Origin of the sequence: Kribbella sp. NPDC050820 (assembly GCF_040653975.1) — a bacterium.
GTDB lineage: Bacteria > Actinomycetota > Actinomycetes > Propionibacteriales > Kribbellaceae > Kribbella.
In genome coordinates this window covers 69,192-80,718 of the sequence record NZ_JBFAHB010000041.1, presented here as the reverse complement: position 1 = coordinate 80,718, position 11,527 = coordinate 69,192, and the positions used below count along the sequence as shown (strand labels likewise).

The window sequence follows — 11,527 nt, the reverse complement described above, 5'->3', positions numbered from 1 at the left end:
GCCCCCCCGGGGGGGGGTTTTACCCGGGGTGGCCACCATCGTTGCGGGGGGCGCCCCACCACACAGGTAGAGTCGTCCACATGGGGAACGCCGGGTGAAGAACTACGAGTTGGTGCTGCATCGGGTCGAGGCCGAGCTGGCGGCGGGACGGCTGCGGATCGGCGAGCGGCTGCCCGGTGAGCGGGTGCTGGCCGAGCAGCTGGGGATCAGCCGGCCGTCGGTGCGCGAGGCGGTCCGGGTGCTGGAGGCGATGGGGGTGGTCCGGACGGCGACCGGGTCCGGGCCGGAGGCCGGTGCGGTGATCGTGGCGGAGCCGGTGTCGCCGCTGACCGCCGTACTGCGGTTGCACCTGGCAACCAATCACCTGCCGATGGCCGACGTGGTCCAGACCCGCATCCTGCTGGAGTCGTGGGCCGCCCGGGAGGCCGCTGGGCGGCAGGCCGCGGCCGGAGAGCTCAAGCTCGCCGAGGATTTGCTCGATCAGATGGACACCGAGGGCCTGTCGCCGGAGGAGTTTCACCTGCTCGACGCCGAGTTCCACGTGGCGTTGTCAGGGCTGGCGGGGAACGTGCTGATCGCGGCCGTGATGGCCTCGTTGCGGTCGGCGATCCACGGGTACGTGCTGGCCGCCGTACCCAATCTGCCGGACTGGGAGGCGACCGCGGTCGGGCTGCGGGCCGAGCACCGGGCGATCCTGAAGGCAATCCGGGCCGGTGAGCAGGGCGCCGCCGCCGACCTGGTCACGGCCCACATCAAGAACTTCTACGAAGCCGCCGCCCTAGCACCGTTCGGCGGCGGAGAGAGCCGTACGGCGCAGGCCGGCGATGACGGTGGCGCCGACGACGAGGTGCAGTGAGGCGAGGCCGAGCTTCGCGCCGACGCCGATGCCGCTGGACAGCGGGCTGCCGAGCGAGGTGAGGCAGGCGATCACCGCAACGACGGTCCAGACCTTGCGGGCGTTGAGCGTACGGCGTTCCAGGATCGCCAGCAGACCCCAGCCGGCGAAGGCCATCGCGGCCGAGGCGAAGAAGACCGAGCCGGCGCCGACCTGGATCCGAGAGCCCTGCTGAGCCTCGAGCTCGATCCCGGCGACCGGCGCCAGCAGCGCCCACACGGTGAGGGCGGCGACGACGGTGCTGCCGACGACGGCCAGCCGGCTGCGGCCTTCGACCCGGACGGGGGCGATTGTCGAGGTGGTCGACATGGTGGTTACCTCCCAGATGCGGTTGTTGTGGGCACCAAGGTGGTCGAGGGCCGCGTCCGGCGGCATCGGTCGCGAGGCTGGACCACCTCCACCCGAAGTGATCCAGGCATCGACTTTGGTCGGTGGTTGCCGGCCGCGGCCGCCGCCTAGTCTCAGCGGCGTGGAGGAAACCATCGAGGACAGCTGTCCGCGGCCGCGGCGCAGTGTGTGGGCAGACGTCAGTGCGGTGAGCGTCATCGGGATCCTGGTCGGGATGACGATCGTCGGGCGGATGTCGGACCCGGCCGAGCGCAAGTGGCTCGTGCTCGACCTGGTCGTCGGGATCGTCGCGACCGGGCTGATCCTCGCCTTGAAACGCCGCCCGCTCGGGGGTGCGTACGTGCTGGCCGCGCTGGCCGCCCTCTCCCCTGCGGCGACGCCACCTTCGACCGTCGGCACGTTGACCGTGGCGCAGCGCCGTCCGTTGCGCACGGCCGTCCTCGTCGCCGTCGCCGGCATCGTGGGGCACCTGATTCAAGGACTCTGGCGGCCGATCGGCAACCTCCCCTTCGGCTGGTTCGCCGTCCTCGACGTCGCCGTCCACGCCGCGCTGCTCGGCTGGGGACAGTGGAACCAGGCCCGGCATCAGGTGCTCCAGTCGCTCCGGGAGCGGGCACGCAAGGCCGAGGCCGAGCAGGGTCGCCGGGTCGCCGAGGCGCGGGCCCTCGAACGGACCAGGATGGCGCGTGAGATGCACGACGTACTCGCGCATCGGCTCTCACTGCTCGCGACGTACGCCGGTGCGCTCGAGTACCGGCCGGATTCGTCACCGGAGAAGCTGGCCAAGGCGGCCGGGGTGATTCGGACCGGGGTGCACCAGGCGCTCGACGAGTTGCGCGAGGTGATCAACGTGCTGCGGGACGAGGAGGTGTACGAAGGGCGGCCGCAGCCGACGTTCCAGGACCTCACGGCACTGGTCGCGGAGTCTCGGGAAGCGGGTACGACGATCGCGTACGACGAGCACGTCGCCGACGCCACGACGTTGCCCCCGGCAACCGGACGGACTGCTTACCGGATCGTGCAGGAAGGACTCACGAACGCCCGCAAGCACGCGGCCGGGCACCCGGTGACGCTCACTGTGACCGGTCAGCCGGGTGACGGGTTGCAGATCGCGCTGAGCAACCCCGGGTCGAACGGCGTCGCACTCACGCCTGGTAGTGGCACCGGCCTGGTCGGGCTGACCGAGCGCGTCCAGCTCGCGGGCGGCACGCTGGACCACAGCCGACTCCCCGATGGCGGCTTCCGGCTCGAGGCCTCGCTACCGTGGCCGCTATGAGCATTCGTGTCTTGGTGGTGGACGACGATGCGCTGGTCCGCGCGAGCTTGGAGATGATGCTCGACGGGGCGCACGGGATCGCGGTCGTCGCCCAGGCCGCGGACGGTGACGAGGTCCCGGCCGCGGTGGACGCCCACTTTCCGGACGTCGTGCTGATGGATCTGCGGATGCCGCGGGTCGACGGGATCGTCGCGACCCGGCGGGTGCGGGCGCGCACGAATCCGCCGGAGGTCGTCGTACTGACCACCTTCGACACCGATGAGAACGTGCTGCACGCGCTGCGTGCCGGGGCGAGTGGGTTCCTGCTGAAGGACACGCCGCCGGCTCAGATCGTCGACGCCGTACGGCGGGTCGCCGCCGGGGACCCGATCCTGTCGCCGGGGATCACCCGGCGGCTGATGGACCGCGCCGCGACCCAGGCGGACGCGCACACGATCGCGCAGGACGCGCTCGAGCGCCTGTCACCGCGCGAGTACGACGTGGTGCTGGCGGTCGCTCAGGGCAAGTCGAACGCGCAGATCAGCTCCGAGCTGTACATGAGCGTGGCGACGGTGAAGGCGCACATCTCCCACATCCTCACCAAGCTGGAGCTCGGGAACCGGACCCAGATCGCGTTGCTCGCTCACGATGCGGGTTTGGCCTGAGAATGGCTTAGGTTGGGCGGCATGATTCGGGTGTTGCTGGCGGATGACCAGGCGTTGGTGCGGGCCGGGTTCCGGTCGCTGCTGAACGCCGAGGACGACATCACCGTGATCGGCGAGGTGTCGGACGGGGCCGAGGCGGTCGCGGTGGCGCGGGCGGAGAAGCCGGACGTCGTGCTGATGGACATCCGGATGCCCGGCACCGACGGCCTGGAGGCGACCCGGCAGATCGGCGCCGACGAGGCGCTGGCCGACGTCCACGTGGTGATCCTGACGACGTTCGACCTGGACGAGTACGTGTTCGAGGCGCTGCGGGTCGGGGCCAGTGGGTTCCTGGTGAAGGACACCGAGCCGGTCGAGCTGCTCCAGGCTGTGCGGGTGGTCGCGCGTGGTGACGCGCTCCTGTCCCCTGGGGTCACCCGGCGGCTGGTCGCGGAGTTCGCCACCCGGAGCCGGCAGCCGCACGCCAGCAAGGAGCTCGACGTCCTCACCGACCGCGAGAAGGAGATCGTCGCGCTGGTCGGCGAGGGTCTCTCGAACGACGAGATCGCCGAACGCCTGGTCCTCAGCCCAGCCACCGCCAAGACCCACGTCAGCCGGGCCATGATCAAGCTCGGCGTCCGCGACCGCGCCCAACTGGTAGTAGTCGCCTACCAAACCGGCCTCGTCCGCCCCGGCTGGCTCGGCTGACCGTCAAGGCTTGACCTTCGACCCACCTGAAGCCCGAGCCTGAGCCCATGAAGTTCCTGGAGCAGATCACCGCAGCCGTCGCGGCCGGCGACCGTGAGACCACCCGGACGCAGCTCAGCGCGCTGTGGGAGCAAGCGGCCGACGATTCGCAGTCCCGCTGCGTGATCGCACATTTCCTGGCCGATGTGCAGGACGAAACGGCGGATGAACTGGCCTGGGACCTCCGTGCGCTGGAGCTTGCGGAGGACGAGCACTGGTTGCCTTCGCTGCATCTGAGCCTCGCGGACGACTACCGCCGGTTGGGTGACACCAGCAGGGCTGGAGAGCACTTGAGTGCGGCTCGGGACCGGCTGGGGCTGTTGGGTGATGATGCGTACGGCGACGTGATCCGCGGTGGTGTGGACCATGTGGCGGCTGCGCTTGCCGCGGGGAGCACAGGTCGGCTGGAGACCAATCCGAGCAGCTGAGTACTCCACCGGGGGTAGCTGCGGTCACTCCCGTCAGCCGACGCGGCGGACCACCTCGGACCGGCAGTCTCGAGGGTATGGATGCACTAGTTGAGGTCAGTGGGCTGACGAAACGGTACGGCGACACCCTGGCTGTCGATGGGGTCGATCTGACTGTTCTTCCTGGCGAGGTCTACGGGTTCCTCGGGCCGAACGGCGCCGGGAAGACGACCACGTTACGGATTCTCACCGGGCTGATCGCGCCGACGAGTGGTGACGTGCGGGTGCTCGGCGGTGCACCGGGGCAGCCCGACGTCCTCGGACGGACCGGATCGATGATCGAGTCGCCGGCGTTCTACCCGTACCTGTCCGGACTGGACAACCTGCGGCTGCTGGCCGAGTACGCTGCGGTGCCACGCCGGAAGATCGACGAGGTGCTGGAGCTCGTCGACCTGACCGACCGGGCCCGGGATCGCTTCTCGACGTACTCCCTGGGGATGAAGCAACGCCTCGGCGTCGCCGCGGCGCTGTTGAAGGATCCCGAGCTGGTGATCCTGGACGAGCCGACCAACGGGCTCGACCCCGCCGGGATGCGGGACATGCGCCGGCTGATCCGCGAGCTCGGCTCCGGCGGCCGGACCGTGCTGCTGTCGAGCCACCTGCTCGGCGAGGTGCAGCAGATCTGCGACCGGGTCGGGATCATCAACTCCGGCCGGATGGTTGCCGAGCACAACGTCGAGGAGCTGCGCGGCGAGCAGGAACTCGTCATCCGCGCCAGCCCACGAGACCAGGCGCAGTCGGTCCTGGCCGGCTTCGGCACCGTGCACCAGTACGACGACACGCTCCGGGTGCAGGTGGATCCGCAGCGCGCGGCCGAGGTGAACCGGGTGCTCGTGGAGGCCGGCATCGAGGTGTCCGAGCTGCGCAGCACCGAACGCGCTCTCGAGGACGTGTTCTTCGAGCTCACGACGGAGGAGAAGGCCGATGTTGGGTAGCTACCGCGCGGAACTGCTGAAGCTCCGCAAGCGTTCGGCGGTCTGGGTGCTGTTCGGCGCCGGACTCGTACTGAGCCTGATCTTCGGCTACCTACTGCCCTACCTGGGCTACGCGACCGGAGACGAGAATCCGCAGACCGACGGGGTGCCGCGCAGCGAGATCCTGCGCGGGATGCTGCCGGAACGGATCATGGACAACACCATCGGCGGCTACCCGATCTTCGCCGGCGCGCTCGCGCTGGTGCTCGGCGCGATCGTGGTCGGCGGCGAGTACGCCTGGGGCACGCTGAAGACGATCCTCACTCAGCGCCCGGGCCGCGGCGCCGTACTGGTCTCGCAATTCCTCGCGCTGGCGACCATGATCGCGATCTGGGTGCTCGGCATCTTCGCCGCCTGCGCACTGTGCAGCATCGGGATCGCGGCCGCGGAGAACGGCTCGACGGACTGGCCTGCTGCGACGGCAATCCTCGAAGGACTTGCCGGTGGCTGGCTGGTGCTGATGATGTGGTGCCTCGCCGGCGCCGTCCTGGCCGTTGCCTTCCGCAACGTTGCGCTGCCGATCGGGCTCGGTGTGGTCTGGATCCTCGGCATCGAGACGTTGCTGGCCGGCGTCGTGAGCAGCCTGCTCCCGAGCCTGGACTGGCTCGCCAACGCGCTGCCCGGCAGCAACGCCGGCTCACTCGTGTTCAGCGTGACGGGGATGGCGGCCGCCGACGCACCGCCTGGGGTGCGCGATGCGGTCGGCGGCGGACGTGCCCTGCTGACCCTGCTGGCCTACTGCACGGTCTTCGCCGTACTGGCCGCCTGGACGACCCGCCGCCGCGACGTCACCTGATCCCGGCGTGCACCAGCGCGAGCTCGCAGAACATCGCGTTCGCCCAGGAGAACCACTCGCGGGTGTACTGCGACGGGTCGTCGACGTCGAACCCCTCGTGCATCTGGCCGGTGCCGCCGGTCGTGTCCCGGAGGAGCTCCAGCAGCCGCTGGCGCTCCTCCGCCGACGTGCTGGAGATTCCCTGCACGGCCAGCGCGATGTGCCAGATGTAGTTCGGCGGGGTGTGCGGGCTGCCGATGCCGGCCGCGTGTGTGCCGCTGTAGTAGTACGGGTTCTCCGGGCTGAGCAGGAGCTTGCGGGTGGCGAGGTACGTCGGGTCGTCGGCGGCGGCGTAACCGGTCAGCGGGATCGACAGCAGGCTCGGCATGTTGGCGTCGTCCATCAGCAGCGACTCGCCCAGCCCGTCGACCTCGTAGGCGTAGACCCGGCCGTGCTCGGGGTGGTCGACCGTGCCGTGCTGCGCGATCCCGTCGTCGATGTCCGCCTTCAGCGCCTTGGCCCGGTCCGCCAGCGGCCCGTCGCGGAGCACCTCGGTCGCGATCTCCTCCAGGTAACCGAGAACCACCGACGCGAACATGTTGCCGGGCACGTTGAACCCGAGCTCGGTCGCGTCGTCACTCGGCCGGAACGCGCTCCACGACATCCCGGTCGGCCGGGTCAGCCGGCCGCGGCCCTCCCGGACCAGCGTGTCGGACGGCCGGTCGTCGTGCCGCTGGAACCGGTACGACGACCTGTTCTCGTGGTCCTGCTCGACCGTCCAGAGCTCGATGATCGCCTTGGCCGCGGCGGTGAACCGCTGGTCGATCACGTCGGCCCGGCCGGTGGCCCGCCAGAGCCGGTAGGCCAGCTCGAGCGGGAAGCACAGCGAGTCGATCTCGTACTTGCGCTCCCAGACCCACGGCGACATCTCGGTCTCGTCGGTCGTGTGCCCGGCCCCGTTCGCCTCCTTGTTGAAGGCGTTCGCGTACGGGTCCAGGACGACGTACTCGAGTTGCCGGTGCAGGACACCGATCAGCACGTCCTGCAGCCCCGGGTCGTCCGCGCACAGCAGCAGGTACGGCCGGAGCTGGGCCGCCGAGTCACGCAACCACATCGCCGGGATGTCACCGGTCAGCACGAACGTCGTCCCGTCCGCCAGCCGCTCCGCCACCGCCGCCAGGTTCTCCGCCATCGACCGCCGGAACATCTCCGCGATCACCCCGTCCCCGGTCGCCCGGCGAACCTCGGCGGTGGCGCGCTCCAGCACCTCGGCATCGATCATCAGATTGGTCGCGAGTAATCCCCGTCGTGCAAGACGGATAGGAACCGCGACTCCCTCCCTTCGGAGATCGGGGACTGTCGGTCCCGGCTGATTGGGTATGTGGCATGTCTCGGTTCCGGATGTACCCGACGGTCGCGCAGCAAGCAGCGCTGTTGCGGCATTGCAGCCACGCCCGGTACGTGTGGAACCTGGCGCTTGAGCAATGGTCGATGTGGACTCGAGACAAAGGCATGACGCCGAGCTTCGCTGGCCAGTGTCGGCAACTGACCGAGGCACGAGCCGCGTTCGGCTGGCTTCGGACCGGATCGCAGACTGTACAACAGCAAGCGCTGCGGGACTTCGACCAGGCCGTCAAGAATTTCTTCACTGGAACCCACCGGCGACCGACCTGGCGCAAAGCCGGGCGGCACGAAGGGTTCCGCATCGTTGGCCGCCAAGCCTCCCGCGTCATCAAGCTGAACCGGAAATGGGCCAAGGTCAACGTGCCCAAGGTCGGCTGGGTCCGGTTCCGGCTGTCCCGAGCCGCTCCCGACGCCAAGTCCTATCGGGTCACTCAAGACCGAGCCGGCCGGTGGCACCTCGCGTTCGCCGTCATCCCGACGCCCATCCCGGCCCCCGGAACCGGTGCGGTCGTCGGCGTGGACCGTGGCGTCACCGTCTCGGCCGCCCTGTCCACTGGTGAACTCCTGTCGTGCCCAGGACTGACCGAACGTGAGCAGGCACGACTGAAGCACCTGCAACGCCGTCTGGTCCGCGCGGGTCGCGGCTCCAACCGGCGCCGCCGGGTAAAGGCGGCAATCGCCAAGCTCCTGACTCGTGCCGCCGACCGGCGCAAGAACTGGATCGAGAAGACCAGCACAGACCTCGCCCGCCGCTTCGACCTCATCCGCCTCGAGGACCTGCGCATCGCCAAGATGACCCGGCGAACCAGGCCCAAACCCGACCCCGAACGACCCGGTGGGTTTCTGCCGAACCATCGCCGTGCCAAGGCCGGACTCAACCGGGGCATCCTCACCAGCGGCTGGGGACGGCTCGCTCAGCGCCTCGAGCACAAGGCGCCGGGACGTGTCGAGAGAGTCAATCCTGCGTACACGTCGCAGACCTGCAGCGTCTGCCGGCACTGCGCACCGGGAAACCGAGAGAGCCAATCGGTGTTCCGGTGCGTAGCCTGCGGGCATCAGGCGAACGCGGACGTGAACGCGGCAGTCAACATGGCGGCCGGACGGGCCGTGAGCGCACGCCGAGAGACGCCAGTACGGGTCGCGCCGAAGCGTGAACCTCAACTCGCTACCTCCGCGTAGTGGTTGGAATCCCCGCCACCCAAGACGGGGAGGACGTCAACTTTCAGCAACAAGCTCGCCGGGGAGCACGGAGGGGTTCGGGGAGAAGGTCTGGTCGAGGACGAGACTGGCGGCGCCGATGGCCCCGACGTCGGCGCCGAGGGCGGTGCCGGCGACCTCGAAGGGATGCACCGAGCGGACCAGGAAGCGTTCCTTCAGGGCGTCCTGGACGGCGTCGCCGAAGAACGGGGCGAGTTGTTCCCAGTGCGGGCCGCCGAAGACGACCCGGTCCAGGTCGAGCAGGTTCGCGATGTCCTCGACCACTTTCGCGACCCGCTCGGCGAGTGCGGCAACGATCTCACGCCCCACGCCGGGGCCTGCCGCGGCCACCGCGCAGAGCTCGGCGAACGCGGCGTCGACCGCCTGCCGGTCGTCAAGATCGATGCCTTGGGCAAGTACACCGGCCTGGGCCGCCTGCTGCACCAGGTACCGCGGCTGGCTGGTCTCGCCGACGCAGCCGCGCCGGCCGCAGTAGCAGAGCGGGCCGTCCGGGTCGACGATCACGTGGCCGATCTCGCCGACGTTACTCGACGAGCCGCGGACCACCTCGTCGCGGATCACCAGCCCGGCGCCGATCCCGGTGCCGAGGTAGAAGAACACGAAGCTGCCGGAGCCGCCGGCCCACTTCTCCGCCGACGCCGCGGCGGTCACATCCTTGTCCAGCAGGACCGGCAGCCCGGTCCGCTCGCGCAGCTCGTCCCGCAACGGCACGAGATGCCACGCGGCCAGATTCGGCGGCTCGACGACCACACCACGCTCGACGTCGATCGGTCCAGGCGCCGCGATCCCGACGCCGACCACCCGATCCCGCGGCGCACCCGCGGAGTCGATCACGTCCTCGATCGTCGCCGCGATCCGGTCGATCAGCACGGCGGGATCGTCGGCGTACGGCGTACCGACGCTGCGTCGCGCGACCACGTCACCGGTCAGGTCGAGCACTACGACGGTGACGACCGCCGGATCCAGGTGCACGCCGACGGCGTACTGACCGGACGGTTCGAGCTCGAGCAGCGTCCGCGGTTTGCCGAGTCCCGCGCTCTTCTGCCGGCCCGCCTCACGGACCAGCCCGGCGTCCAGCAACCGGCGGATGATGTTGGAGATCGCCTGCCCGGACAGGCCGGTCACCTCGGCCAGCTCCACCCGGCTCAGCTGCTCGGTACGGCGAATCGCGTCCAGCACCACGGCGTCGTTGAACCCGCCGACCCGATCCAGATTGGTCCCCCGGCGTACGGCCACCAAACCCCCAGCTGTCACGGTGAAACCGGATCCGCGCCCCACGGACGAACCCAGTCGTAGTGGATCGTCTCCGCACCGCTTCGCCACGAGCCCGGCGTCGTGCTCACCAGCCAGTCCACCGGCTCGATCCCGGACGGGTCACCACCACTGAGCGCCAACCGTATACCTTCGCTCAGCGCCCGGTCCGACTGCTCCGTCCGCGCAGCCGGATCGACCGAGACGAACAGCGCCGTACCCGAGCGGGCGACCAGGTCGAGGAACCGCTGGTTCAGCTCCCACGGGGTCTGCGGAGTGCACGGCACACAGTCGGCGTCGACGCTGAAGAACCGGTTGTGCTGCGGCAGCCGGAACGCGAGCGTGTTCACACCCATCTTCCGCGTCCGCTCCCAGTCGCGACCCGACGTGTCGTCACCGGTCCGCTGTACGTCGACCAGCCCGGCCGCGAGGTGTCCGATCGTGTTGCACCCGATCAGTACGACGTCGTCCGCGGCCGACCGGATCTCGCGGTAGAGCGCCAGCACGATCTCGGCCGACGTCCGGGTTGTGTCGTGGAACGGTCGGGCGTCGGTCATCCCGGAGACCATCGTCGGTCCCCAGCGGCCGAAGGTGTCGAACGTGCTGAAGTCGTGCTTCACCAGCTCGAAACCCCAGTCCTTGAACCGCTGCAGGTCTGTGCGGACGAGGTCGAGCACCGCCGGGTCGGACGGATCCAATGCGCGCGATTGGGCGAGCAGCGGACGAAACCACACGCCGGGACGGGCGCCGATCGCCTTGATGGCCGCTGCTGTGCCGGCAATGTCGTCGAACACTCCGGGCGTGCCCATGTCCCACGGTCCACCGGTTCCGATGCCGCCCGGATACCAGCCGTCGTCGATGACGCTGAAGGGCTTGACCGGGTGACCGTCCGCGAGCTCGACGACAGTGGCCGCGTCCTGGAGGACGGCCTTCTCGTCGAAGTTCTCGCCGTACGCGTAGTACCAGTTGTTCGCCCCGACCACCGGCGCGGGCTCAGGTCGCGCCGGTAGTCGGGAACTCATGGCGGCGACCGCTGCGTGCAGGGTCAGCCAGGGGGTGCCGGCGTCCTCGAACCGACGGACGGTGGCTGCAGTGAGGGTCCGGCCGTTCAGGTCGGTCGGGCCGCTGCCGTTGCGGAGGTCGAGCCAGAGCGTGAAGCCGGCGGCGTCGACGGTCCACGAGCAGAACGCGTTCGGCTGCACGACCACGCCGGCGCCGGTGGTCCGGCCGGTGGTCGCGTCGTGGCTGAGGAAGTACCACGGCAGCTGGCGCTCTGGTTGCTGGTGACGCCACTGCAGGTCGCCGTACGAGCGTTCCCAGGCGTCGCCGAGGATCAGCGACCCGGCGGGCAACGCGTCGGACCAGCGGATCGCGATCCGCGAGATCGTCTGCGCGCTGACCTCGACGGCGCCGTCGGACCAGGTCACCTCAACGCCTGCGACCGACCAGGTGGCGCCGTTGCGGACAGCTGTGGTCAGGGTGTCCGAGGGGCCGACCTGGACGAAGACCGCACTCGGTTCGCTCACCTGACTCCCTCGCGGACGGAATT

The 11,527-nt window shown here is 69.6% G+C and carries 12 protein-coding genes; 8 read left to right on the top strand and 4 right to left on the bottom strand.

Annotated features, from left to right (window positions below; genetic code table 11):
• Nucleotides 1-94 precede the first annotated feature (94 nt).
• Nucleotides 95-856 (top strand): FCD domain-containing protein, encoded by a 762-nt coding sequence (locus AB0H36_RS29525; RefSeq protein ID WP_360530560.1) that lies wholly within the window; start codon nucleotides 95-97, stop codon nucleotides 854-856.
• On the opposite strand, the gene AB0H36_RS29520 is transcribed toward AB0H36_RS29525, so the two are convergent.
• Nucleotides 779-1,270, bottom strand: coding sequence for a DUF6069 family protein (locus AB0H36_RS29520; protein ID WP_360530557.1), 492 nt, complete (start codon nucleotides 1,268-1,270; stop codon nucleotides 779-781). The genes AB0H36_RS29525 and AB0H36_RS29520 overlap by 78 nt on opposite strands.
• 94 nt (nucleotides 1,271-1,364) lie before the next feature.
• Here AB0H36_RS29520 and AB0H36_RS29515 point away from each other — a divergent pair, with 94 nt between their 5' ends.
• The 6 genes from AB0H36_RS29515 (at nucleotide 1,365) to AB0H36_RS29490 (ending at nucleotide 6,126) form a co-directional block, all read left to right on the top strand.
• The gene (locus tag AB0H36_RS29515; protein ID WP_360530554.1) at nucleotides 1,365-2,519 is read left to right on the top strand and encodes a histidine kinase; all 1,155 of its coding nucleotides are present in this window, start codon (nucleotides 1,365-1,367) and stop codon (nucleotides 2,517-2,519) included.
• Nucleotides 2,516-3,163 carry a response regulator transcription factor gene (locus AB0H36_RS29510; protein ID WP_360530548.1) on the top strand — a complete coding sequence of 216 codons (648 nt, stop codon included), beginning with the start codon at nucleotides 2,516-2,518 and terminating at the stop codon, nucleotides 3,161-3,163. The genes AB0H36_RS29515 and AB0H36_RS29510 overlap by 4 nt, the downstream gene beginning before the upstream one ends.
• 21 nt (nucleotides 3,164-3,184) lie before the next feature.
• A complete protein-coding gene (locus AB0H36_RS29505; protein WP_360530545.1) occupies nucleotides 3,185-3,850 on the top strand; it encodes a response regulator transcription factor in 666 nt (221 codons plus the stop codon).
• 47 nt (nucleotides 3,851-3,897) lie between these two features.
• On the top strand, nucleotides 3,898-4,317 hold the full coding sequence (locus tag AB0H36_RS29500; RefSeq protein WP_360530542.1) for a hypothetical protein: 420 nt from the start codon (nucleotides 3,898-3,900) through the stop codon (nucleotides 4,315-4,317).
• A gap of 77 nt (nucleotides 4,318-4,394) precedes the next feature.
• Nucleotides 4,395-5,291, top strand: coding sequence for an ABC transporter ATP-binding protein (locus AB0H36_RS29495; RefSeq protein WP_360530539.1), 897 nt, complete (start codon nucleotides 4,395-4,397; stop codon nucleotides 5,289-5,291).
• Nucleotides 5,281-6,126, top strand: a complete 846-nt coding sequence (locus AB0H36_RS29490) for an ABC transporter permease (RefSeq protein ID WP_360530536.1) — start codon at nucleotides 5,281-5,283, stop codon at nucleotides 6,124-6,126. The genes AB0H36_RS29495 and AB0H36_RS29490 overlap by 11 nt, the downstream gene beginning before the upstream one ends.
• Here the strand turns inward: AB0H36_RS29490 and AB0H36_RS29485 are convergent.
• On the bottom strand, nucleotides 6,119-7,387 hold the full coding sequence (locus AB0H36_RS29485; RefSeq protein ID WP_360530533.1) for a glycoside hydrolase family 125 protein: 1,269 nt from the start codon (nucleotides 7,385-7,387) through the stop codon (nucleotides 6,119-6,121). The two genes, AB0H36_RS29490 and AB0H36_RS29485, sit on opposite strands and share 8 nt — an antisense overlap.
• Before the next feature lie 104 nt (nucleotides 7,388-7,491).
• Here AB0H36_RS29485 and AB0H36_RS29480 point away from each other — a divergent pair, with 104 nt between their 5' ends.
• Nucleotides 7,492-8,688, top strand: coding sequence for a transposase (locus tag AB0H36_RS29480; protein ID WP_360530530.1), 1,197 nt, complete (start codon nucleotides 7,492-7,494; stop codon nucleotides 8,686-8,688).
• Nucleotides 8,689-8,724: 36 nt separating this feature from the next.
• Here the strand turns inward: AB0H36_RS29480 and AB0H36_RS29475 are convergent, their stop codons facing one another.
• Complete coding sequence (locus AB0H36_RS29475) at nucleotides 8,725-9,981, bottom strand: ROK family transcriptional regulator (RefSeq protein ID WP_360530527.1); 1,257 nt, start codon at nucleotides 9,979-9,981, stop codon at nucleotides 8,725-8,727.
• Nucleotides 9,978-11,504: a hypothetical protein gene (locus tag AB0H36_RS29470; protein ID WP_360530524.1), complete on the bottom strand. Its 1,527-nt coding sequence runs from the start codon at nucleotides 11,502-11,504 to the stop codon at nucleotides 9,978-9,980. The genes AB0H36_RS29475 and AB0H36_RS29470 overlap by 4 nt, the downstream gene beginning before the upstream one ends.
• Nucleotides 11,505-11,527: the final 23 nt, after the last annotated feature.

Bases quoted from the DNA above. Each gene is read 5' to 3' on its own strand.
- AB0H36_RS29520 (WP_360530557.1), bottom strand. From the start codon at position 1,270: ATGCCGCCGGACGCGGCCCTCGACCACCTTGGTGCCCACAACAACCGC.
- AB0H36_RS29510 (WP_360530548.1), top strand. From the start codon at position 2,516: ATGAGCATTCGTGTCTTGGTGGTGGACGACGATGCGCTGGTCCGCGCG.
- AB0H36_RS29505 (WP_360530545.1), top strand. From the start codon at position 3,185: ATGATTCGGGTGTTGCTGGCGGATGACCAGGCGTTGGTGCGGGCCGGG.
- AB0H36_RS29500 (WP_360530542.1), top strand. From the start codon at position 3,898: ATGAAGTTCCTGGAGCAGATCACCGCAGCCGTCGCGGCCGGCGACCGT.
- AB0H36_RS29495 (WP_360530539.1), top strand. From the start codon at position 4,395: ATGGATGCACTAGTTGAGGTCAGTGGGCTGACGAAACGGTACGGCGAC.
- AB0H36_RS29490 (WP_360530536.1), top strand. From the start codon at position 5,281: ATGTTGGGTAGCTACCGCGCGGAACTGCTGAAGCTCCGCAAGCGTTCG.
- AB0H36_RS29485 (WP_360530533.1), bottom strand. From the start codon at position 7,387: ATGATCGATGCCGAGGTGCTGGAGCGCGCCACCGCCGAGGTTCGCCGG.
- AB0H36_RS29480 (WP_360530530.1), top strand. From the start codon at position 7,492: ATGTCTCGGTTCCGGATGTACCCGACGGTCGCGCAGCAAGCAGCGCTG.